This is a genomic window from Paenibacillus sp. FSL F4-0100 (assembly GCF_037993005.1).
Lineage (GTDB): Bacteria > Bacillota > Bacilli > Paenibacillales > Paenibacillaceae > Paenibacillus_AQ.
Genome location: NZ_CP150303.1, coordinates 4,518,001 through 4,541,861, shown reverse-complemented (window position 1 = coordinate 4,541,861; position 23,861 = coordinate 4,518,001). Strand labels below are relative to the sequence as shown.

Annotated in this window: 22 protein-coding genes; 19 read left to right on the top strand and 3 right to left on the bottom strand. The window is 51.5% G+C overall.

Features of this window, described 5'->3' with window-relative positions; translation table 11 throughout:
• Window positions 1–255 precede the first annotated feature (255 nt).
• From MHH48_RS20450 to MHH48_RS20410, 9 genes are all read left to right on the top strand, one after another.
• Window positions 256–627, top strand: a complete 372-nt coding sequence (locus MHH48_RS20450) for a hypothetical protein (RefSeq protein ID WP_256720463.1) — start codon at window positions 256–258, stop codon at window positions 625–627.
• A complete protein-coding gene (locus MHH48_RS20445; protein ID WP_256720462.1) occupies window positions 621–1,052 on the top strand; it encodes a hypothetical protein in 432 nt (143 codons plus the stop codon). The genes MHH48_RS20450 and MHH48_RS20445 overlap by 7 nt, the downstream gene beginning before the upstream one ends.
• Before the next feature lie 210 nt (window positions 1,053–1,262).
• Window positions 1,263–3,128, top strand: coding sequence for a 3D-(3,5/4)-trihydroxycyclohexane-1,2-dione acylhydrolase (decyclizing) (gene iolD, locus MHH48_RS20440; protein ID WP_076321752.1), 1,866 nt, complete (start codon window positions 1,263–1,265; stop codon window positions 3,126–3,128).
• A 189-nt stretch (window positions 3,129–3,317) separates the two neighbouring features.
• Entirely contained in the window at window positions 3,318–4,214 is an 897-nt protein-coding gene (iolE, locus tag MHH48_RS20435; protein WP_076321751.1) for a myo-inosose-2 dehydratase, read from the top strand.
• A 269-nt stretch (window positions 4,215–4,483) separates the two neighbouring features.
• Window positions 4,484–5,497, top strand: a complete 1,014-nt coding sequence (gene iolC / locus MHH48_RS20430) for a 5-dehydro-2-deoxygluconokinase (RefSeq protein WP_076321750.1) — start codon at window positions 4,484–4,486, stop codon at window positions 5,495–5,497.
• A 252-nt stretch (window positions 5,498–5,749) separates the two neighbouring features.
• On the top strand, window positions 5,750–7,195 hold the full coding sequence (locus MHH48_RS20425; RefSeq protein ID WP_076321749.1) for a CoA-acylating methylmalonate-semialdehyde dehydrogenase: 1,446 nt from the start codon (window positions 5,750–5,752) through the stop codon (window positions 7,193–7,195).
• A 24-nt stretch (window positions 7,196–7,219) separates the two neighbouring features.
• Window positions 7,220–8,251, top strand: coding sequence for an inositol 2-dehydrogenase (gene iolG / locus MHH48_RS20420; protein WP_076321748.1), 1,032 nt, complete (start codon window positions 7,220–7,222; stop codon window positions 8,249–8,251).
• Between the two features lie 213 nt (window positions 8,252–8,464).
• Window positions 8,465–9,265 carry a 5-deoxy-glucuronate isomerase gene (gene iolB, locus MHH48_RS20415; RefSeq protein ID WP_076321747.1) on the top strand — a complete coding sequence of 267 codons (801 nt, stop codon included), beginning with the start codon at window positions 8,465–8,467 and terminating at the stop codon, window positions 9,263–9,265.
• Window positions 9,266–9,414: 149 nt separating this feature from the next.
• Window positions 9,415–10,425 carry a LacI family DNA-binding transcriptional regulator gene (locus tag MHH48_RS20410; protein WP_179090608.1) on the top strand — a complete coding sequence of 337 codons (1,011 nt, stop codon included), beginning with the start codon at window positions 9,415–9,417 and terminating at the stop codon, window positions 10,423–10,425.
• A gap of 42 nt (window positions 10,426–10,467) precedes the next feature.
• On the opposite strand, the gene MHH48_RS20405 is transcribed toward MHH48_RS20410, so the two are convergent.
• Complete coding sequence (locus tag MHH48_RS20405) at window positions 10,468–10,689, bottom strand: helix-turn-helix transcriptional regulator (protein ID WP_076321746.1); 222 nt, start codon at window positions 10,687–10,689, stop codon at window positions 10,468–10,470.
• 416 nt (window positions 10,690–11,105) lie between these two features.
• On the opposite strand from MHH48_RS20405, the gene MHH48_RS20400 reads away from it, so the two are divergent.
• The gene (locus tag MHH48_RS20400; RefSeq protein ID WP_076321745.1) at window positions 11,106–11,696 is read left to right on the top strand and encodes a TetR/AcrR family transcriptional regulator; all 591 of its coding nucleotides are present in this window, start codon (window positions 11,106–11,108) and stop codon (window positions 11,694–11,696) included.
• 140 nt (window positions 11,697–11,836) lie between these two features.
• Here MHH48_RS20400 and MHH48_RS20395 read toward each other — a convergent pair whose 3' ends face one another.
• Window positions 11,837–12,817 (bottom strand): NADH:flavin oxidoreductase, encoded by a 981-nt coding sequence (locus MHH48_RS20395; RefSeq protein WP_076321744.1) that lies wholly within the window; start codon window positions 12,815–12,817, stop codon window positions 11,837–11,839.
• Window positions 12,818–12,987: 170 nt separating this feature from the next.
• Here MHH48_RS20395 and MHH48_RS20390 point away from each other — a divergent pair, with 170 nt between their 5' ends.
• On the top strand, window positions 12,988–13,401 hold the full coding sequence (locus tag MHH48_RS20390) for an Lrp/AsnC family transcriptional regulator (protein ID WP_076321743.1): 414 nt from the start codon (window positions 12,988–12,990) through the stop codon (window positions 13,399–13,401).
• A gap of 173 nt (window positions 13,402–13,574) precedes the next feature.
• Here MHH48_RS20390 and MHH48_RS20385 read toward each other — a convergent pair whose 3' ends face one another.
• Window positions 13,575–14,183 (bottom strand): TetR/AcrR family transcriptional regulator, encoded by a 609-nt coding sequence (locus MHH48_RS20385; RefSeq protein ID WP_076321742.1) that lies wholly within the window; start codon window positions 14,181–14,183, stop codon window positions 13,575–13,577.
• Window positions 14,184–14,408: 225 nt separating this feature from the next.
• Here MHH48_RS20385 and MHH48_RS20380 point away from each other — a divergent pair, with 225 nt between their 5' ends.
• The 8 genes from MHH48_RS20380 (at window position 14,409) to MHH48_RS20345 (ending at window position 23,838) form a co-directional block, all read left to right on the top strand.
• Window positions 14,409–15,167, top strand: coding sequence for an SDR family oxidoreductase (locus tag MHH48_RS20380; protein WP_076321741.1), 759 nt, complete (start codon window positions 14,409–14,411; stop codon window positions 15,165–15,167).
• Between the two features lie 195 nt (window positions 15,168–15,362).
• On the top strand, window positions 15,363–17,366 hold the full coding sequence (locus MHH48_RS20375) for a Na+/H+ antiporter (RefSeq protein ID WP_076321740.1): 2,004 nt from the start codon (window positions 15,363–15,365) through the stop codon (window positions 17,364–17,366).
• A 140-nt stretch (window positions 17,367–17,506) separates the two neighbouring features.
• Entirely contained in the window at window positions 17,507–17,956 is a 450-nt protein-coding gene (locus tag MHH48_RS20370) for an Rrf2 family transcriptional regulator (protein WP_076321739.1), read from the top strand.
• 123 nt (window positions 17,957–18,079) lie between these two features.
• Complete coding sequence (locus MHH48_RS20365; protein WP_076321738.1) at window positions 18,080–18,715, top strand: nitroreductase family protein; 636 nt, start codon at window positions 18,080–18,082, stop codon at window positions 18,713–18,715.
• Between the two features lie 443 nt (window positions 18,716–19,158).
• Entirely contained in the window at window positions 19,159–19,404 is a 246-nt protein-coding gene (locus MHH48_RS20360; RefSeq protein WP_076321737.1) for a hypothetical protein, read from the top strand.
• Between the two features lie 238 nt (window positions 19,405–19,642).
• Complete coding sequence (locus tag MHH48_RS20355) at window positions 19,643–21,427, top strand: ABC transporter ATP-binding protein (protein WP_076321736.1); 1,785 nt, start codon at window positions 19,643–19,645, stop codon at window positions 21,425–21,427.
• Complete coding sequence (locus MHH48_RS20350) at window positions 21,424–23,286, top strand: ABC transporter ATP-binding protein (RefSeq protein WP_076321735.1); 1,863 nt, start codon at window positions 21,424–21,426, stop codon at window positions 23,284–23,286. The genes MHH48_RS20355 and MHH48_RS20350 overlap by 4 nt, the downstream gene beginning before the upstream one ends.
• A gap of 75 nt (window positions 23,287–23,361) precedes the next feature.
• Window positions 23,362–23,838: a GNAT family N-acetyltransferase gene (locus MHH48_RS20345; protein WP_076321734.1), complete on the top strand. Its 477-nt coding sequence runs from the start codon at window positions 23,362–23,364 to the stop codon at window positions 23,836–23,838.
• Window positions 23,839–23,861 lie beyond the last annotated feature (23 nt).

The window sequence follows — 23,861 nt, the reverse complement described above, 5'->3', positions numbered from 1 at the left end:
CGGTGCGAATGATGCATGAAGCAGGAAGAAACCAATTGCATTCAAGTGTTAGAGATGTAGAGGACAGTATTCGTAAAATCTTGCACTAATAACATCGTCTGAGTTGGTTTCTCGAATCAGAATGACCATGGTGTAAGGTAAAAGATGCCTTTCAGGAGTCCTTCCTTTGGAGTCACCGCTCTTCCATTGAGGGACAAAGCCGTGCTACAATATAGCACAAGCATAAGTAAAACGCTTAACCTGGAAGAGAAAGTAATGACCTCTTTGCAGCAAAACTGGTATCGCAAGCTGCTTTCCTATTTCCCCATTTTCCTTATCACCATTACGCTTATCGTGTTTCTTTCTTTTATTATGTTTAACAAGGCCTCACGCGAAGAGGCGGCCAAGGCGAACGGTATATCCACCAGATTTATTATGGAAGACCTTGACCGCTCCATCCATGCGATTGAGATGAACGTGCTGAACGAAGTGGAGGCAAGTTCCCTATACTCAAGCTATCTGTTCAGTACCCCGTCATCCGACCAGAATCTGATGTACTCGCTGGTGAAACGACTTCGCGTGCTGCAAACGGACAGCGACTTGATTGATCAATCTATTTGTACTGTCATTCGGATCAATCAGTGCTGACCACCAGCGGACAGAGTTCCCTCTCATCGTTTCCGGACCGTTCTTTTATCGAGCACGCCGCGAAGGAGCACGATTATCGGGGTTCGTCGGCCGTACGCTCCATGACGGGTCTGGGGGAGAACGAACCGAAGCAGGTCGTCTCCATGTACAAAAATTTGCCGCTCCCCTTTGGAAGCCAGGGTCTGCTGGTGATAAACGTCAGATTGTATCGGTTGGAGCAGATGATTAATCTGATAATAAATGACAGCGTTTCCTTTTTGAAAATTCTGGATTCCAGCGTTCGCCGATATCGCCATTCGGGCATGGTAGGGGCTGACCGGAAAAGCCAACGATCGCCGCGGGAGCGTGCACGGGATATGCAGCGGGTCCCGTTATTCCTTTACCGGGGATTATTACAAGCAGGATCTGCTCATGGTGGTGAATGACAATCACGGGACGGCATCATGATGCTGGCGGGCGTGGAAATCATAAAATTGAAAGGCATGCTGGGCGGCCAGTAAGGCATACACTTTCTGTAAAGCGCTTAACTCTTAGATGGTTAAGCGCCTCGATCCAACAGATTAAGCGCTTAATTCACATTAAGCTTTATCCATAGGATGCAACGACGATGAAAAGCTGAAAAGGAGATGAACCGGTTGACGACGACACGATTAACGATGGCGCAAGCACTGCTGAAGTTTTTGGATGCACAGTATATTTCTGTTGATGGAGTGGAGACGAAATTCGTGCACGGGGTGATGGGGATATTCGGACACGGGAATGTAACCGGTCTTGGCGAGGCCTTGGAACGAAGCTCGGGAGACCTGGTTTATGTTCAGGGCAAAAACGAACAGGGTATGGTGCATACCGCCGCGGCATACGCAAAGCAAAAAAACCGTCGGCAGATATGGGCCTGCACCTCGTCCATCGGACCCGGTGCGCTCAATATGGTCACCGCCGCAGCTACGGCAACGGTGAACCGCATCCCGGTACTGCTGCTGCCTGGTGACAACTTTGCCTGCCGCCAGCCTGATCCGGTGCTGCAGCAGATTGAGGCCTCGTCGGATTACACCGTGTCGGCCGCAGATGCATTCAAGCCGGTGAGCCGGTATTGGGACCGGATTTCCCGGCCGGAGCAGCTTATCGCGGCCGTCCGGCAGGCGATCCGTGTGCTGACCGATCCGGCGGAGACGGGGGCGGTTACGTTGGCACTGCCTCAGGATGTGCAGGCTGAGGCGTACGAATATCCGGATTCGCTGTTTGAGAAAACGGTACACGTCATCGACCGCCGCCCGCCGTCGGCCGAAGGACTGAAGCGTGCGGCGGAACGGATTGCAGCCAGCAAGCGTCCGCTCATCATTGCCGGAGGAGGCGTGCATTACAGCGATGCTGCCAAGGATCTGGCTGCATTTGCGGAAGCTTTCGGCCTCCCGGTTGCTGAAACGCAGGCCGGGAAAAGCGCGCTTTCCTGGAAACACCCCCTGAACCTCGGGGCCATGGGCGTAACGGGCTCGCTAGCGGCGAATCGCGTCGCGGCGTCTGCTGATCTGATTATCGGCGTCGGCACCCGGTATTCGGACTTTACAACGTCCTCCAAATGGGCGTTTCAAAGGGAGGACGTATCGTTCCTGAATCTGAATGTCAACAGCGCGGACGGCGCCAAGCTCGGCGGTGAAACACTGATTGCCGATGCGAAGGAAGGGTTGAAAGCGCTGTATCAGAAGCTGTCTCAGGACGGCTATCAAGCGGGTTACGAAGATAGCGAGCTTGCCGGGTTGAAAGCAGAGTGGGACAGCGAGGTGGACCGCTTGTACGCTGCCGAGCATCCGGACGGCTTGTCGCAGACGAGAGCCCTTGGCGTCATCAATGAGGTCATCTCCCCATCTTCCGTCATCGTCTGTGCGGCAGGCAGTCTGCCAGGAGACCTGCACCGGTTATGGAGACCTTCCGAACCGAAGACGTATCACTTGGAGTATGGCTTCTCCTGCATGGGGTACGAGGTGAGCGGCGCCTTGGGTGCGGCCCTCGCGGAGCCGGACCGTGAGGTCTATGCGCTGGTCGGCGACGGCAGCTATCTGATGATGCATTCGGAGCTGGTCACCAGCTTGCAGGAAGGGCGGAAGATAACGATTTTGCTGTTCGACAACCACGGTTTCCAATGCATTCATAATCTGCAGCGGAGCAACGGCAGCGACGGGTTCGGCAATGAGTTCCGACGCCGCGAAGAGGGGACTGGTCGCTTGACCGGAGAGTACATCCCGATTGATTTTGCCGCGCACGCGCGTGCGCTCGGCGCTAAAGCCTACAAGGCCAACACGCCGGAGGCACTGCATGAAGCGCTGCTCCTGGCGCTGAAGGAAAACGTGACGACGCTGATCGAGATTCCGGTCGTTCCGGGAACGAACACCGACGGTTATGAGTCCTGGTGGCGCGTAGAGGTGCCGGAGGTGTCGGCCTCAAGCAAGGTGGCCGAAGCGCAGCGCCAGATGGCGGCCCGAAGCAAGGAAGCAAGGCCCTACTAACGACTGCAGCACAAAGCAAGTAAGATCTTGCTAACGACCGGAGTAGGGGCAATATGGAGCCGGCTCGAGGCAAGAAAAGTCCGGGGCAAGGAATGGCTATACAAGTGCCTCGAGCAAGGAAGCTGGTTCGATTGAGGGATCTGGACAAGGAAGCAAACCCCTGCTAAACAAAGCAAAGGAGCGATGGTAATGAGTGACAGGCTGTTCAAGCTAGGGATTCATCCCATTAACTGGGTTGGCGAGGACGTTAGGGAGCATGGAGACGACACGACGTTTGAGATGATTGTGGATGATATTGCGGCTTTGGGTCTGACAGGTACGGAGATGGGAAGGAAATTCCCCAAGGATCGGGCAGTGCTGAAACGGGAGCTGGATGCGCGCGGCATTCAGTTGGTCTCCCAGTGGAAGTCGGTGCTGTTCTCCGATCCCGATTATCGCAGGCAGGAGCTGGAGGATTACCGACGGCACGCGGAGTTTCTGGCCCGGTTCGGCAGCAAGGTGATCAGCACGGCGGAGGTAGGGGGATCACTGCACTTCGATCCCCGCCGGACGCCGAATGAGAGCATCGTTCTCCGTCTGGATGACGCCGGATGGGAAAGCCTGGCGGAAGGACTGAACCAGGCTGGAGAGATTGCGGCAAGCTACGGCATGAAGCTGGCTTATCATCATCATGGCGGCACGGTTGTGGAACAGCCGTACGAGATCGACCGGCTGATGTCCATGACTGACCCTTCGCTGGTGTCTCTCCTGTACGACACCGGTCATGCCTATTACGGGGGAAACGACCCGCTGGAGCTGCTCTGCAAGCATTATGACCGGATCGCGTATATCCATCTGAAGGATATCCGGCTTGATGTGCTGGAACAGGCGCGCCTGGACAACTGCGATTTCGTAAGCTGCATCCGCAGGGGCGTGTTTACGGTTCCTGGCGACGGATGCATCGATTTTGCGCCGATTATCGGAGAGCTCGTTGAACGCGGCTATGACGGCTGGGCGATGCTGGAGGGAGAGCAGGATCCTGAGATGCATCCTGCCAAAGAGTATGCTCAACGGGCGATTGAATACCTGGACGCCCGGAGGACCTGACGAAGATGCAGGGCTGAAGCCACGGCTCGAGGGTCGAGCCAGGCTCAAGGCGATGCGACTGAGTTCGAGGGTGGAATCGTAACATACTTATCGGACAAAAGTAAACTCATTCAAGTGCGGGCGGATCGATCTGGGAGTGTCTACCGGTTGGAAGTATTTTTGAACTGTAAGTATTACGAGAGCTGCAAATGATTACGGCCATTAGCGAACGGAGTCATGCAGTCATATGAATGCTCAGCCGCGGCCGATCTGATCAAGGAGGTTTATCCATGAGTGAAATCACGTTCAATAACGCAAAACCGATGGATTTTGTGGCTGTAGGGAGGCTGTGCATCGACCTGAATGCCAATGAGATTAACCGGCCGATGGAGGAAACGACCACGTTTACCAAATATGTCGGAGGATCACCCGCCAATATCTGTATCGGGATGGCCCGCCTGGGCCTGAATACAGGCTTCATCGGCAAGGTGGCGGACGATCAGATGGGGCGTTTTATTACAAAGTACCTCGAAGATAACCGGATAGAAACGAAGGGCGTGACAATCGACCGTACGGGAGCCGTAACGGGTCTGGCCTTTACCGAGATCAAGAGCCCGACCGACTGCAGCATTCTGATGTATCGCGACAACGCCGCGGATTTGCTGTTGGAGACGGGAGATGTGAGCGAGGAGCTGATCGCATCCGCCAAAATGGTACTCATTTCCGGGACCGCGCTCGCGGCAAGCCCTTCCCGGGAGGCCGTGTTTCTGGCTCTGCACTATGCCAAGCGCCACGGTGCCGTGATCGCGTTTGACCTCGATTACCGTCCGTACACATGGAGATCCCCGCAGGAGACGGCAACCTATTACAATTTAGCGGCCGAAACATGCGATATTATCCTTGGTACGCGCGAAGAGTTTGACATGATGGAGCAGTTCGGAGGCAATCCGGAGCGCAGTGATCGCATCACGGCGGCCAAATGGTTTGATTATAACGCCAAGATCGTGATTATCAAGCACGGCAAGGAAGGCTCCATCGCATATACCCCAGGCGGTGCCAGCCATACGGCTCGGAGCTTTCCGGCGAAAGTCATCAAGACGTTCGGGGCGGGGGATTCATACGCTGCCGGCTTTCTGTACGGCCTGATGCAGGGCTGGCCCATCGAGCGCTGCATGGAATTCGGCAGCGCGGCGGCTAGCATCGTCATATCCAGCCACAGCTGCTCCGATGCGATGCCGACGAGCGCGGCGGTTCACGATTATATCGAGCGCTGCAAGCGAGGCGAGATTACTGCCAATACCTAAGTTTAGTCCATGCTCAGGATCTTTATTGGGATCTATCAATACTGAGATTTCGCCCGTTCATAAGATTTCGTGCTTTTGAGATAAGGCCTGTTTTGTGATTACCCTTGTTCGTGAGATTACTCTTGTTCTTGAGAGTGTATTCTTTCTAGAAATTTCACCCCTTCTTGTGATTTTGCTAATCTTCATTTCTTGTAGAGCAAAGCATTCATTTTTTCTATCTTTACTGATCCAATCGAAAGGGGCAAACCAGCCATGACGCAAACCCTGAGCAATTATATCGGGGGACAATTCGTTCCATCCCGATCCGAAACAACCGATCCCGTATACAATCCGGCAACGGAAGAGATTCTTGCTTACGTCCCGCTATCCACGAAAGAGGAAGTGGATCAGGCCGTACAGGCGGCCGCCAAAGCGGGACGTACCTGGGCCAAGACGGCCGTGCCTCGCCGCGCGCGCATTCTGTTCAAGTATCAACAGCTGCTCGTGGAGCACTGGGAGGAGCTGGCGCGCCTGATTACGGCGGAGAACGGCAAAAGCTATGCCGAAGCCTACGGCGAGGTACAGCGCGGCATCGAATGCGTGGAGTTTGCCGCCGGTGCGCCTACGCTGATGATGGGCAAGCAGCTTCCCGACATCGCCACCAACCTGGAGTCCGGCATGTACCGGTATCCGATCGGCGTAGTGGCGGGCATCACGCCGTTCAACTTCCCGATGATGGTACCGTGCTGGATGTTCCCGCTCGCCATCGCTTGCGGCAATGCGTTCGTGCTGAAGCCGTCGGAGCGCACGCCGCTCTTGGCTCAGCGTCTGGCGGAGCTGTTCGCAGAAGCCGGTCTGCCGGACGGCGTCCTGAACGTCGTTCACGGGGCGCATGATGTGGTCAACGGCATTCTGGAACATCGCGGCATCGCCGCCGTATCCTTCGTTGGCTCCCAGCCGGTGGCGGAATATGTGTACAAAACCGCTTCTTCCCACGGCAAGCGCGTGCAGGCTTTGGCAGGGGCGAAGAACCACAGCATCGTGATGCCGACTGCGGACTTGGATGGGGCCGTGACCCAGATCGTCAGCGCGGCCTTCGGTTCTGCCGGCGAGCGCTGTATGGCCTGCTCCGTCGTCGTGGCCGTGGGCGACGTGGCGGAACCGCTGATGGAGAAGCTGAAGCAGGCGGCCGATGAGATTACCATCGGCAATGGAGCAGACGAAGGCGTCTTCCTCGGACCGGTCATCAGGCGAGCTCACAAGGATCGTACGATCTCTTATATCGAGGCGGGCGAGCAAGAAGGCGCCAAGCTGGTACGCGATGGACGGAGCGACGAGGCTATGAGCGGTGACGGATATTTTGTCGGACCGACGATTTTTGATGAGGTGACCAGCGAGATGAAGATTTGGAAGGACGAAATTTTCGCCCCGGTGCTGTCCGTCATGCGGGCGGAATCGCTGGAGGAAGCGATTGAAATCTCCAACCGCTCGGACTTCGCGAACGGGGCCTGCCTGTTCACGCAGGATGGCAGCGACGTGCGCCAGTTCCGTGAGCATATCGATGCCGGCATGCTTGGAGTCAACCTCGGCGTTCCAGCGCCGATGGCGTTCTTTCCGTTCTCCGGTTGGAAAAATTCTTTCTATGGGGATCTGCATGCGAATGGAACGGACGGCGTGGAGTTCTATACCCGCAAGAAAATGGTAACAGCGCGCTGGTAGCCTTTAAGCAGAGGAGACGTTCATATGAAAACTATTAATATCGGCATTATCGGTGTTGGACGAATCGGCAAAATCCATGCGGATCATCTGCTGCGCACGCCTGGTGCGAAAATTGCGGCCATCAGCGATTTGTTCGCCGGCGACGAGCTGAGGGCCTGGGCCGCGGAACGCGGCATTCCTATGGTTACGACTAATAGTAACGATATCATGGAACATCCGGTTATCGATGCCGTGTTGATCTGCTCCTCGACGGATACGCATGTCCCGCTGATCAAGCAGGCTGCGGCGAACGGCAAGCATATTTTCTGCGAGAAGCCGGTCAGCATGAGCGTGGATCAGACCCGCGAGGCGCTGGCGGCCGTGGAAGCGGCCGGCGTAAGTCTGCAGATCGGCTTCAACCGCCGGTTTGACCATAACTTCAGCAGGGTTCAGGAGATTGTGTCAGAGGGAAGAATCGGGGAAACGCATCTGATTAAGATTACCTCGCGCGATCCTAGCCCGCCCCATCCGGATTACATTAAAGTGTCCGGCGGGCTGTTTATGGATATGGCCATTCATGATTTCGACATCGCCCGTTTTCTATCGGGCAGCGAGGTGATCGAAGTGTACGCCCAGGGAGCGGTACTGGTGGACCCTGTCATCGGAGAGCTGGGCGACATCGACACCGCCCTCACAACGCTGCGGTTTGAAAGCGGAGCGCTTGGCGTCATCGACAACAGCCGCAAGGCCGTCTACGGTTATGATCAGCGGATCGAGGTGTTTGGCTCCGGAGGCAGCGTATCCGCCGATAACGACTATCCAAGCACCGCTGTTATCAGCGGTCCGGACGGCGTCACCCGCGATAAACCGCTGTATTTCTTCCTGGAGCGGTACAAGGAAGCGTACATGAACGAGACACGGCAATTTATCGAAAGCTTGCAAAACGGCACCCCGGTGCCGGTCAGCGGCCATGACGCCCTTCAAGCAGAGCTGATCGCCCTGGCGGCCAAGCGTTCGCTGCAGCAGGGCCGCCCGGTAAAGCTAGCCGAGCTCACCACCGGCATTTCGGCAGGCTAAATCTGGAGAGGCTGTAATTGGCAGCATGATGTAGGGAGATGCCTAAGCTGGCTGAACAAGAAGATATAACCGTTTGTATTCGCTAAGTATCTGCTTGAAATCGGTATATGAGAAGCTGTTGCCCAAGCGCTGGAATATCTTGCTCAAACGGGAGAGCGTATCTATTGAAACTACATCATTAACAGACCAAATCCATAAAAGAGGAGGAACACCATGCCGAACTTAATTGTACCCATAACGACGCCGGACCTGGACGGGCGCGTGCTGTCCATTACGCCGGAAAGCGCAGGCTGGGCATATGTGGGCTTTGAAGTATTTCGTTTAAGGAAAGGACAGACGCTGAGCCGAACCACGGGAGATCAAGAAGCGGCTCTTGTTCTGTTAACCGGGCGAGCCGACGTGAAGGCAGGGGGAGAGAGCTGGGACAACATTGGCAAGCGCATGAGCGTGTTTGAAAAGACGCCTCCCTATACGGTTTATGTGCCATCAGAGAAACAGTTCGAGGTCACGGCATTAACCGAAATGGAGCTGGCCGTGTGTCTTGCCCCGGGGAAAGGTACTCACCCGGCCCGTCTCATCGCGCCGGAAGATGTCGGCGTGGAGAACCGCGGGAGCGGGAGCATGTCGCGTCTGGTGCATAATATTTTGCCGGAGCAAAAGCCGGCGGATAGCCTATTGGTGGTCGAGGTGTTTACGGATGGGGGCAACTGGTCCAGCTACCCACCGCACAAGCATGACCGCGATGAGCTGCCGGAGGAATCACTGCTGGAGGAAACCTACTACTACCGGGTTCAGCCGGAGTGCGGTTTTGCCGTTCAGCGGGTCTATACCGATGACCGTTCGCTGGACGAAACGATGGCGGTCAAAGACGGCGAGGCCGTAATGGTGCCCGAGGGCTATCATCCGGTATCCGCGCCTCCCGGGTATGATGTGTACTACCTGAACGTCATGGCGGGGCCGAAGCGAATATGGAAATTCCGCAATGATCCGGATCATGATTGGCTTATGAGATAAAGCAAGTTAAGTCAGGGAACGTGCTATGGACCAGGATCCTAGGTGTGCATGTCTGCAGGCAGTATTAACGACAAAACGGCCTTGCGTTAAACGAGATGAAAGCCCATAATAAATTGAAATTCCAAAATTAAACAAATGGAGCACAAGGGATGATAAGAGCGACTATTTATGACGTTGCGCGCGAAGCCGGCGTTTCCATTGCTACCGTCTCTCATGTCATGAACGGCAAGGGCAAGATCAGTCGCGAACGTCGTGAGGAGATTCTGGATATCATGCAGCGCCTGAATTATCGGCCGAACGCGATTGCCTCAGCCCTCGCCGGCAAAAAAACCTATACCCTGGGATTGCTCGTCCCCGACATCTCCAACCCCTTTTTTGCCGAGATTGCACGCTCGGTCGAGGATCACGGGCATCAGCTTGGATACAGCGTGATCATCTGCAGCACGGACAACCAGGAAGAGAAGGTAAAACGCTATGTCAGCCTGCTGAGGCAAAAGCAGGTGGATGGCGTTATTATCGGTACGGGCGTATCCCATGGTGAGCTGCTCAAGCCGTTTCAGGAGCATTCGCTGGCTATAGCGCTTATCGCCCGGGACAATCCGGCACTTGGAGCCAGCAGCGTTCGGGTGCATGACTTGGAAGGGGGCCGTCTCGCTGCTGAGCATCTGCTTCGTCTCGGTCACCGCAGGCTGGCCGTACTTGCCGAGCATGAACGGGTGACGAGCAGCAATGAGCGGGTAAGGGGTTTTGTCGAAGCTGCCGCCTCGTTCGGTTTAGGGCTTTCCCCCGAATATATTGCGGCCTGTGACCATAAGATCGAGGACGGATTCAGACGAGCCAAAGTTATGTTGGAGCTGGAGGAACCGCCTACTGCGCTGTTTTGCTGCAACGACATGCTGGCGATCGGCGCCCTACAGGCGATTCGCGAACTCGGGCTGCGCGTTCCTGATGACTGTTCGGTCGTCAGCTTTGACGATACGATCCTGGCCCGAGTAACAGATCCGCCGCTCACTGTTATTGCCCAGCCGATGGAACAGATGGGCCGCCTGGCGGTGGACCTTGTGGTCAGGAATCTGGCCAGCCAGGGAGAACCTGTACAGCGCATTGTGCTCCCCCCGGAGTTGATCATCCGCCGATCCACGGCCCCGCCACCGGGATAAAAAATCTTCTGGAGACAATAGGTTACAAAAAAGAATCATTTTCTAGTTAAAACGGACAACAGAGTGAAATGCTTTACTGAAATGAAATTCATCATGAAATCCGCATGCGTTAGCGATAAACCTTAGGGTATACGACGTGTATGCCAAGTAACGCTCTGCATGGCGCATACGGATGTCGGTCAGGTAGTCCTTGGGAGAAACATGCAGATGCTTCATGAACAGCTTTCGCAAATACGACTCCGAAATGGCATGTTTCTTAGCCAACGCTCCAATATGAAGCGGATCGGCGTAATGGTCCTCGATGTCGGTTTTAATCCGCTGATATGCCTCAGGGGACGGGTTCTACGGATTCCGCAGTCCGAACCGGGAGAAAGGCTCTGAGGAACGGCAGGCCGAGATTATCGCGAGCAATCTGAGGGCATACATGGAGCGCGAATACATATCCGGGATGTTTATATGGCAATTTAGCGATTGCCGAGTGACGGAAGGGCTTGGATGGCTGCTGAATCGTTCATGCACGCGGAACAGCAAAGGTATTGTAGATGAATATCGTCATCCGAAGCTGGCGTATGAAACCGTTCGACGAATCTTTTCGGGGGAACCCGATAATATTTGACTGAGTGGTACATAAACCCTATACTTTTAGGTAACAAAGATCATGTTCAAAAGGGATGAGGGGAATGACCACGAACGGAAGACCGCGTGAGTTCAAGAAGGAAGCTGTCATTGATGCCGCCACGGACGTATTCTGGTCCAAGGGTTATGAAGCGAGTTCCACGCAAGAGCTGTGCGCGAAGACAGGGCTGGGTAAAGGGAGCCTGTACAATGCGTTCGGCAGCAAGAATGAGTTATTCGAGCAGGTGCTTCAACGTTACAATGATGAAGGCCTGGAGATATCCAGAGAGATTCTGGGCCGGTCCATCCCGGTTAAGGATAGGCTGCGCGCCTTGTTTGAATGGGCAATCGGCATGGATTTTTCGGACCCGAACCACCGCGGCTGCATGGCGGTTAATATCAGTATGGAACGGGCTGGGCGGGACCCGATGGTTGAACGGATATTCGGGCAATATATTTATGATCTTGAGGAAGACTTGATCAGCGTGATGGAAGAGGCGATACAATCGGGGGAAATTCCGGCTGAACGCTCTGCGAAGCAGTTGGCTAGCTTATTCTTAAGCAGCTACTATGGACTGCGGGTGATGAACTCCGCTACGATGAATCGCGAGCTGGCCGATCGAATCGTCGAAAGTACACTCGACGTTATTTTCTAGATTATAGATGAAATTGATCGGTATTAAAGAAAAGGCCGTATCCAAGGGTGGTTCAAACCTACCTACCTTTGTGGATGCGGCCTTTGACTTTCTTATTGAAGTGCGCAAATAAACGAATATATGTCACTTGAGATGGAGTATTAAGCTAAGGACAGCATTTGTTCACCGAAATTTGCATCTTCCAGCAATGGGCGGCCGATGGCTATCATATCTGCCATCTCATCTGCTAGAATGAAATTGGCGAACGCTTGGGTGCGGATATTGCCGACCGCGATCACCGGTATTTTTACATATTGTTTGATCACTGCAGCATAAGGTGTTTGGTAGCCCTCCGGTGTGGCTAAAGGTGCAGCAGGAACGAGACCGCCCGAAGATACGTGCACGGCATCCAGTTCGGATTCCAGGTACGTCAAGGCGAGTGCAACCTCTGCTGGTGTCAGGCCGCCATCGGCAAAGTCGGATGCAGAAACCCGCAATTGCACCGGGTAATTGATCCCTACTTCGGTTCGGATGGCCCCCAGAACTTCTTGGATCAATCGGACTCTGTTCTCCAGGCTTCCTCCATATGTGTCTGTTCGCTGATTTGACAGCGGAGAGAGAAACTGGTGGAGAAGATGGCCGTGGGCGGCATGAAGCTCGATTCCATCAAAGCCAGCCTGCAGGCTTCGATGAGCAGCCATCCGGAACTGTTCGATGACTGCGTTAATGTCGGCTTGGGACATCGTTTGTGGCAGTCCATATTCATCGTCGTAGGCAATCGAACTAGGGGCTAATCTTTTTTCGGTGACGCTGGGCCATGCTTTTCTGCCGGCGTGGGTCAATTGGATGAAGATTGGCGTTCCTTTTGAATGGACGTCATCGACAATCCTGCGTAATGGAGCCGTATGCTGTTCGGTATATATCCCGATATCATCCGGGAACAGACGGCCATTTGCGGACACCACGGTAGATTCGATAATGATTAAACTGACATGTTCTGCCCGTTCACTGTAAAATTTCACATGATGATCGGTTGCATAAGAATCCGGCGTTCCCTGATTTTGCTGCATAGGAGCCATGATCATCCGGTTCTTCAATTGTACCGTTCCGATTTGTATAGGATCGTGCAGGTTGATTGTCATTGTATATTCCTCCTTGAATGAATGCTTGTTAACCTAGCTCTATTGTATAAATCATAGCCCTATAGTTACAGATGAAACCCAAGGAATCCCTACCGTATTACTTTGAATTTATAAGCGTTTCGCACATCCAACTTTGAAATTGAATTTGGGTAAGACAGAGGAGTGTAATCATGGATCAGATTGATCTTCAAATCTTGGAGCTGTTAAAAAATAATGCAAGAATCTCCTTCTCCGAATTGGGGAGAAAGGTCAATATGACGCAGCCTGCGGTATCCGAACGTGTGAAGCGTCTGGAGGAGAAGGGCGTAATTACGGGGTATCGTGCGGTTCTATCTCCTGACAAAATGGGGAAGGGCGTAACGGCCTTCATCCTGATTCAAGCCAGTCATTGTGACCGGCTGACGGCATTCGCCAAACAGTCGCAGGAGGTCACCCAGATTTATCAAGTCAGCGGACAATACAATTTTCTTATGAAAATCGAAACTGCTTCCATGAAGTCTCTCGAAGCCTTCATCTATGATTGCAGCGAGTATGGACATACAACGACCATGACGGTTCTCTCCACTCCTCTGGAACAAGAATAAGAATATCCGCGGGAGATAAGACTGGTTCACGATCTGGACCGGATCGGCGGCAGGGGGCTTTGTAAGAAAAACCGTTAATTCAGCAACCAAAACCATCAACCCGTTCAATTTGCGTTTTGAACGGGTTGATGGTTTTTCTACGTTATTTTTTCTACGTTATCCGCTCATTGATTTCAAGTAAGGTCCGTGCGCTTAATCTGTGTTCTTACGCTTCTCGGCCTCCAGTTGATCATGAGAACCAGTTGATCTCTCATATAAGGGACGGGGTATTGGAAATTGTTCTCGATCCAGTGGAATACCAGGCCGAGTAAGGCGTGCATGTTGTAGATGATGAGTAGTTCATGGTTGAGTTCTCCCCTGGGATAGTCCAAATCCTCCATGGCGATTTGTTTTAATGCCGAGAACATTTTATCCCGGACAAGCGGTAGAACATCGCTTTTGAATAAGGCCGTATATACGTCTGCATTTTGGTGAATATAATCAAATATTTTTACCGCATTGGCAGGCAGCTCATCGATATGAAACACGTCGAGTTCCCCGTAAGGAGCCCTGAAGGATGCGATTAGCTCCTCCATTAAGGGAGTCAGAATATCATTCAGAAGAGCCTCTTTGTTTTCGTAGTGGGTATAGAAGGTTCCTCGATTGTAATTGGCTAACTCTACGATTTCCGTAATGGAAATGCTGGAAAAGCTCTTCTGCGAGAGGAGTGATAGAAGCGCTTGCTTTAAAGCTTCTTTGCTGCGGACGATGCGACGATCGGTCATTTTATTGCTCGATTGCATAGATTCGAGTCCTTTCGGTTAAAAATATAACGAATTTAATAGTTAAAATCTAAACAAATTTACGCTTTTTGTTCGGTATCGTACAATTCCACGCTATTTAATCATTGTGACCTAAATCATACTACGATTATACTAGAATTGACATATGTCGTGTATTGTACAGCTGTTGATTTGTTGTCCCTGATTTCCAAAATGATATCACAACCTATTATGGGGGTATGGAACGTGAGATTATCTGGTAAAGTTGCGATTGTTACAGGTGCTGCTTCCGGTATGGGAAAAGCGACAGCGGAACTGTTTGCTGCCGAAGGCGCAAAAGTTGTCGTGTCTGACCTGCGTCTTGAGGCGGCGCAAGCCGTTGTTGACGAAATTACAGCAAAAGGCGGCACGGCCCTGGCACTGGTAGCGAATGTGGCCAAGGAAGAAGATGTGCAGCAGTTGGTTGATGCTACTGTTAATGCATATGGAACGCTTGATATTTTGATCAACAATGCCGGCATTATGGACAACTTCGTACCGGCTGCGGATCTAACGGATGAGTTGTGGGATCGCGTATTTGCCATCAATACAACAGGACCGATGAGAACTATTCGTAAATCATTGCCAATCTTCCTGGAGAAAAAGAGCGGGGTCATTGTCAACATTGCTTCTGCTGGAGGGCTTATGGGGTCCAGAGCAGGTGCAGCGTATACGGCCGCTAAGCATGCTGTTGTCGGATTAACCAAAAATGTCGGTTTTCAATATGCAACGCAGGGAATCCGGTGTAATGCGGTTGCTCCAGGCGGCGTCAGCACGAATATCGGCACCACTCTAAACGCGCCGAATTCGTTTGGTATGGAAAGAGCTATGGCTGGTATCAACCTGAACCCACGGGCAGGGGAACCGGAAGAGATCGCAAAAGTGGTATTGTTCCTGGCTTCAGATGAAGCCAGCTTTGTAAACGGTACTGTTGTTACAGCCGATGCAGGCTGGACTGCCTATTAATAAGCATTTGTAAGCACTAGGGTTTTCTAAAGGACATCTCCTTTAGGAAGCCTTGTTTTTTTGTGGCGGCATGAAGGTTGAAACTTTTCCAGCTCATAAATAAACCTTTACTATTCTACACAACCTAAATCAGTCTATTGACAGACATGCCCATGTTACATAAGTTATTCTTCTCGAGGAAGGAGCAGATGCACTGTGGAAATATTTCTTATGGTACTTATTTTTCTGGTTCTTATCGGTATTTCCAACATCATCAATCGATTTCTGCCATTCATTCCTGTCCCGTTGATCCAGATTGCGCTTGGGATCGGCGCCGCCTATATCCGCGGGTTCCATCACGTGCCACTGAATCCGGAATTGTTCATGGTCCTGTTTATCGCACCGCTCTTGTTTAATGATGGGAAGCTGACCCCACGGAGCGAGTTGTGGAAGCTCAGGTCCAATATTCTGCTGCTGGCGCTAGGTCTCGTATTTGCAACCGTTCTGATCGCGGGACCTTTCATTCATTGGCTTATTCCGACCATACCGTTATCAGCTGCCTTTGCGTTGGCTGCGATACTCTCGCCAACCGATGCGGTTGCGGTGGGCTCCCTGTCAGGCAGAGTGAAGCTGCCGGGGAAAATCATGCATTTACTTGAAGGCGAAGCGCTTATGAATGATGCGTCCGGTCTCGTTGCGTTTAATTTTGCGATTGCAGCTACAGTGACGGGTTATTTTTCTTTAACGAAAGCCATCGGCAGTTTTTTTGTCATTGCAATTGGAGGCATCGTTGTCGGGGCGCTTCTAGGGTTTCTTGTGATTTGGTTCAGAATGCTGCTGCGCCGGCTCGGTATGGAGGACGTCACGCTTCATATGCTGATCATCATTCTGACGCCATTTATCATCTACCTTATAGCCGAGGAATTTCATTTGTCCGGGATTCTGGCTGTCGTTGCGGCGGGTGTCACCCATGCCGTGGAGAGGGATCGTATGCGATCAGCATCCATTAAACTTAGAGTTGTATCGGACAGCACCTGGTCTGTAATCCTGTTCACGTTAAACGGGCTGGTGTTCATTCTGCTCGGGCATGAAATCCCGGGGGTCGTCAATCAAATATGGCGTGATCCTGCCTATAACAATGGACAAGTCCTCGGTTATATATTCCTAATAACGGCTGTTCTGATATTGCTGCGGTTCATATGGGTATGGGCTTCAACGAACCGCCAGTTCAAGTCTTCCCTGCTGACTGCACTGTCGGGCGTGCGGGGGGCATTAACGCTGGCTGCGGCTTTCTCCATCCCGCTCACCCTTGCGGACCATCGTCCATTTCCAGAGCGAAGCTTAATGTTATTCATCTGCGCGGGTGTCATCCTGTTAACTCTGGTCATCGCGAGCGTGCTGCTTCCGCTGCTGACACGTGAGAAACCTGTGAATACGGCCGCGGTGATTGATCGTGAGAAAGAAGCACGGCTTCATATGCTGCAAGCGGGAATACGCACCGTGCGGGAAGAAATGACGGATGAAAACAGGGAGGAGGCGGTTCAGCTTATTTATGCGTATACCAAGCGGCTTCAGCAATCTCAAATAACGGATAAGAGCGACATGCGAGAGTTCTGGGAAGCCACGATCACCGTTAGAAAAATCGGACTTACTGCGGAACGGAACGTTACAGAAACATGGCTTAAGGAACATAAAGCTTCTGCAAGGGTCGCGGAGCAATTCCTGTCCTCGCTGAACAAAGTTGAGATGCTGCTGACCAGCCGATATAAGTTCAGGCTGCTCACGAAGAATTTATGGCGGAATTTAAAGCGCTTGTTGAAAAAAAACGAGTCCAAAGAAATGCCCATGTCTCCGGATCACCCGGATTGGGAGATGTATAAGGCATTGAAGCTGGAGGCCATTCGTACAGCAATCCATGAGATCCGAACGGTGAAGCCGGCGCAGAGGCAGGAAGTCCTGCAAGCGGTTATTGCAGACTATCGTGCAATGGAGCATTTTCTTCAGAATGATCGTGTATGGAGCCGAAGAAAGCAGAAGCTTAGCAGTGAACGCAGGGAACTGGAACTTAAAGCCATTCAGTCAGAGCGTAACGAGATTCAAAGCATGTTCGAACGTGGCGATATTGACCGGGCACTTGCGAGCCATCTGAGAATGGATGTGAATTACCGAGAGGCGAATTTGTATGAGTCCCAAGCACTGGTTGAAGACGAGGGCCATTAGATGATGGTCCTTGTTGTGCTTGATGGAGTGTCAGGTTTACGATACAATAATGAAAAGCTAAGATGGGAACATCTGCTTCTGCTGCAGAACACCTATTAAAGGTTTAAAGGCAATCTCATTCTTAAAAAGGGGGTAGGAACATGAGCGTAAATAAAGAAGTGGCTTCCAAGAAGTCGACAATGGCCTGCCACTCCACCTATAAAACCTTCAGTCTCGCCGTGCAGGCGCTTGTGACGCTTGAACGTCACTCCGGCAAATGCTCAAGCGGCGATATCGCCTCGTATCTGCATTCGGAATCGACGTTGATTCGACGCGTACTGAAAACACTCGCGCAAGCCGATATGATTGAATCGCGTGAAGGAAGAGATGGTGGATACCGGCTGAAGAAGAACGCCTGCGATATTACTTTGGCTGAAGTGTACTCGATTCTCCAGGTCCACAGCTCAATCAGCGACAGTATGCTGGACGCAGCTTCCGGTCATTGTTTTGCTGAGGAAATCAAGGAATCCTTTGTTGGCATTTTATCCGAGATTGAGGACAGTACCTTGAAAATACTGGAATCGCGCACGATTGCGGACATCGCTCAGTGAACCTTTCAAAATGTTGTTGACAAAGAATTTCAGTCTGCTATATACTGTGCATTAAATAACACAGTTAACTTGCGATCTAAACTGTGCAAAAAAATGCACAATATAATTTTGGAGGGATAAACCATGTCTACCATAACAAAACCCGATTTTCAAACCGTGATTCAGGAGCGCCACTCGGTTCGTCAATACGACCCGTCGGTAAAGATTCCAAGAGAAGAGATGGAAGCGATCCTGATGGACGCTACACTGGCACCTTCTTCAAGCAACCTGCAGCCATGGCGCTTTCTTGTGATCGATGATGCTGAGCTCTTGAAGAAGCTGCATCCCATTGCCAATAATCAGGAGCAGGTACTTCAAGCCTCAGCCATCATTGCTGTGCTGGGAGATATGAAGTGGTATGAGAAGGGCGAGAAGATATATTCCATGTCTGAAGAAGCGGGGTATATGACCGAAGAGATCAAGCAGCGCTTTATCTATACGGCCGAAAATCTTTATGCGAATATGGATCAATCCGTAAAAGAAAGCATCGTGGATGTGGATGCCGGATTGATCTCCATGCAGCTGATGCTGAGTGCACGTGCCAGAGGGTATGATACCGTACCGATGGGCGGATATAACAAAGTTCAGTTCGTGGAAGAGTTCAATATTCCTTCCCATTACCGCAGCGTCATGTTGATTGCCATCGGCAAAGCAGCCGCTCCAGGTCGGCCAACGGTAAGATTGCCGCTTGAAGACGTTGCTTTCTGGAATGAAATCTAAAACCTAAATCGTAACGAAATAAGGAATTCTTGTGACACCGCCTCATCTTGAGGTTATGTAAGAGATGAGGGCGGTTGTTGCCGATTTTGACGAGCATGAACAGAGTCTGGTAATATAAGGGAGAGGGATCTCTTCCGGACTGAAGGATCCCGAGCGATGCGGCGCATTGCTTGGATATGGAAGTACGATTCCTTTCTATTCGGATAAGCTCGATCAAATTTGGAAGTATTCCACATTGAATATCACATAATTTATATTATGTAAACCGAGGATTGGCGTCTGCCAATAAAAAAATATAGGTCGTTTTGCAAAGGTGTTGGAATTTCATGGATATAATCATATCCTCACTTTACTTAACTGGATTTTAGGTTGCCTTCATCTCTCGTTAAGGTTTGGACCTTATACTAAGTATGTCACTACAAGTGATGGAAGGAGCAACGCAGATGAACAAGAAAAACAAAATGAGTATGTGGTCGTTAGGACTTGGAAGTGCTTTTCTGATGATGATGTTAGCTAACCATGACAATGTGCATGATGGACAAGCCAGATCCGGTATCGCTTCAAGTGCAGCTAGATCCAATGTGGCCATCCAATCCGTTAATAAGAGCTCGGCAGTCAAAATGCCCGAGAACCAGGAAATCACCCCCGAAATGATTAATCAATTCTTAAAATTAGTGGCAGAGACATAAGATCATGTTGATTCTCTATACGTAAACGGTTTTGAAGACCAGTCCCATACTCAGGGGGCTGGTCTTTTTAGCGTGGGCTCAAAAGAGTTCTTAATCAGAGCGAATTTGCTGGCAGATGTGTCGCTAATCAATCGGCTGTAAATTATTTTAAAAACAGGAACCCACGTTCTTGTCATATCTTCCCAGGAAGCTTATTATTATCAAGAGGGTTAACCTGAAGCGGGGGGATTATAGACGAATGCAAAGCGATCACACGTTAAACAGCAAGCGAAAGACCACGGGGATCGGCATGTACCGGGAGATGTTAATCCGATACGTATTCCCGCATAAGAAACTGCTGGCAGCCCTAACGGTGCTGCTATTATTTTCAATCGGGCTGCAACTGATTAATCCGCAGATCATCCGGTATTTTATCGATACGGCTCAAGGAGAGGGAAATCTGACATCCCTTTATTATGCGGCAGGTTTTTTTATCGTATTTTCTTTACTCCAACAAGGCGTTTCCATTGCGGCTGCTTACTACAGCGAGAATCTGGGCTGGACGACAACCAACAAGCTTCGGGCTGAATTAGCGGAGCACTGCCTCTCGCTGGATATGAGCTTTCACAAAACCCACACGTCCGGCTCTTTAATCGAACGGGTCGATGGCGATGTGAATGCGCTTGCGAATTTTTTCTCCAGCTTTATTATTCATCTATTCGGCAATCTGCTCCTTATGATCGGAATCCTGACTCTTCTATATCGGGAGAACTTCTGGATTGGTTTTGTCATGACGGTGTTTGTTATCGGCAGCATCTACGTCATTCAGCATATCCGTCGATTTGCGATACCGGTTTGGAAGCGTTGGCGTGAGCTGAATGCGGATTTCTATGGATTCATTGGCGAGCACCTCGAAGGCACTGAAGATACGCGTGCCAACGGAGCGGCTGGATATGTCATGAATCGATTCTACGAGATGGCCAGACGCATGCTGCCGGTTCGAGTTCGTGCATTCATCGGATTTTTCCTTATGTGGAGCACAACAATATTGGTGTTTGCGCTGGGCAATGCGGCCGCATTTATCGTCTGCGCCATACTGTGGAAGAATGGACATGGCGGTTTGACGATCGGCTCCATCTATTTAGTATTTTATTATACCGAGCTGTTAGCCAAGCCGATTGAGAAGATCCGTACCCAATTAGAGGACTTACAAAAGGCAGATGCCAGCTTGATGCGGGTCCGGGAATTGCTGGCAACCGAGCCCCAGATCAAAGACGGACCTGGAGCTCCGCTTCCATCAGGTCCGTTGTCGGTGGAATTCCGCAACCTAAACTTCTCATATGAAGAGGGGCAGGTTACGCTCGAAAATCTGCAGCTGCGGCTCGAGCCAGGCCAGACTCTAGGGCTGCTCGGGCGTACAGGCAGCGGCAAAACGACGATCGCCCGCTTGCTGCTGCGTTTCTATGATCCTCAAGAGGGTAGCGTCACGCTTGCAGGAACGGATATCCGGGCCTTCAAGCTTCATGAACTGAGGCGCAAGGTCGCCATGGTTACGCAGAATATTGAGATTTTGGAAGGGACTGTTCGTGATAATCTGACCTTGTTTGATGAAGGTATCGCGGATAGCCGAATCATATCCGTGCTCGAGGAGCTTGGGCTTGGGGACTGGTATGCTTCGCTTCAGGAAGGGCTCGATACGAACCTGGCCTCAGGCGGGGGGAGCCTGTCGGCTGGTGAGGCCCAACTGTTGGCATTTGCCCGTGTCTTTCTGACGGATCCGGGTCTCGTCATCCTTGATGAAGCATCATCCCGCCTCGACCCGTTAACGGAATACCGGATTGAAGCAGCCATTACGCGTCTGCTGCAGGAGAAGACGTGTATTATCATTGCCCACCGCTTGGCTACGGTTCAACGTGCCGACCGGATTCTTATTCTGGAGAATGGTCGCATGCTCGAAAGTGGTCGCCGGGAAGAGCTTGCCTCAGACCCGCAATCACGGTTTAGCCGCATGCTGGCCGTTGGAATGGAGGAGGTGCTGGCATGAAAACAAGACATTTTTTCTGGCGGTTGATTCTGTACCGGCCGGGCTTGTATCTGATCAACCTGCTGGCATGGTCCCTTATCCATATGGCACCACTGATCCCCGGACTGTTAACCAAGGCTTTCTTTGACCATCTGGAAGGTACATATGCTTTTCCCTACGGCGTTTGGGCGATTGCCGTGCTGCTCATTGGCGCTGCTTTAGCCCGGATTGCGCTGATCTTCGGCGGTTTCATGACAGACGTGCATTTTCGCTTCCGGATCAGCACCTTGCTTCGCCGCAATATGCTGTCCCATGTCATGAAGGAGCCTGGAGCTCGGGCGATACCTTGCTCCCCAGGTGAAGCCATCAGCAATTTTCGGGATGACGTCGATCAGGCCGAAGAAGCGACAAGCTGGTCCGTAGATACGTTAGGACTTATCGGTTTCGTCATTATTGCCAGCTGGATTCTTATATCCATCGATCTGCAGCTTACGATCCTCGTGTTCGTTCCTTTGATTCTCGTGGTCACCGCAGCCCAGATTGCGACCGCACGCATCCAGAAATACAGGGCGGCAAGCCGGGAATCGACGGCAAAGGTAACCGGGGCGATCAGCGAAATGTTTGCCAACGTACAGGCCATCCAAGTCGCAGGGGCTGAGAAACGTGTAGTGGAACGGTTTGTAAGCCTTAGTGAGAAACGGCGCCAATCCATGGTGAAGGATAAGCTGTTAACGGAAACTTTATCTTCCGTATTCACCAACTCCGTCAACCTCGGCACAGGATTGATCCTCGTGCTTGCGAGTCTTAAGATGCGAAATGGCGATTTTACGGTTGGGGACTTGTCGCTCTTTGTATATTATTTAACTTTTGTCACGCAGCTCATATCGAACGTAGGCAACTTCATGACCTATTACAAGCAGATGGGCGTCAGCTTTCAGCGGATCCAATCCATGCTGCAAGGGGCACCGGCTTCACTGCTTACGGCAGCCAATTATATCGGTATCGGAAAGGTTAAGAGCAAACAGAATACAGAGAAGGGTGCTAATCCTCATCATAGGGCTCAGAAAGATTTGTTAACGAATGGAGGATACAATCCTTCCGCCATTTCCGCAGCCGAAGACGGCGTGGAAACGGCTTATATCGAGGCGCCACCTCTTTCACTGCTTGAAGCGCAAGGGCTGTCGTATCAATATCCCGAAACCGGACGCGGTATTTCGAATATTAATCTGACACTGAAGCGTGGTACTTTTACTGTCGTTACAGGGATGATCGGCAGCGGTAAAACGACGCTGGTTCGCACCCTGCTGGGCTTACTGCCAGCTGAAAAGGGCGAGATCCGGTGGAACGGTGAGAGGATAACAGAACCCGCTGATTTCTTTATACCTCCACAGAGTGCGTATACTGCGCAGATCCCCAGGCTGTACAGTGATAAACTGCGTAACAACATACTGTTAGGTATAATCGAGGAGCCGGGCAGTCTGGACCGCGCACTACATGCGGCTGTAATGGAAGAAGATATCAAGCATCTACAGCATGGCCTGGAGACGATGGTAGGACCACGAGGAGTCAAGCTGTCCGGCGGTCAAGCTCAGCGGACAGCGGCCGCAAGGGTGCTGGTACGGGACGCGGAGCTGTATGTATTTGACGATTTATCCAGCGCATTGGATGTTGAGACCGAGCGTAAGTTATGGGAGCGGCTGTTCAGCGAGCGCGGCGGGGCGACTTGCCTTGTCGTATCACATCGAAAAGCAGCACTTCACCATGCGGACCATATCATCGTGTTGAATGGCGGAGAGATTGAGGCTGAAGGCACGGCAGAACAGCTGCTGGCTTCAAGCGAAAGTTTCCGGCAGCTGTGGTATGGCGAAGAAACAGGATAATAAGTAAGATCAAGATTGCAATCGATAGAGTAAAAGATGTATCCATTTCACCATAGACAGAGGAGATATCCCCCCATGCAAAAAGCGGAACAAATTCAGCTGGAATTCCGTTCGGCAGAACAACTGCCTATCTTGAATGAATTCGAGCTTCCGGATGATCAAGTCCAATTTACCGCTCATCCGAAAGAAGCATTAAACCTAGTGAAAGGTCAGTTTCCCATCGTCATTTTAGCTGATGATCATCCTGTCGGCTTCTTTATCCTGCACGCCACGGAGCGCGTCAAGGAGTATACAAGCAATTCTCATGCCATGCTGCTTACTACCTTATCCATTGACCATCGTCAGCAGCGTAAGGGGTATGCCAGAAGAGGGATGCTTGCGCTGCCATCGTTCATTCGAAGTCAGTTTCCTTCCTGCGATGAAGTGGTGTTGGTCGTGAACCATAAGAATGTTCCGGCTCAGCAGCTGTATGAACGGGTTGGTTTCGAAGATACGGGCAGAAGAAGGATCGGGCCAACGGGAGAACAATGGGTTATGAATATAGCCATCTGATATAAAAATGCCGCAAAGACACC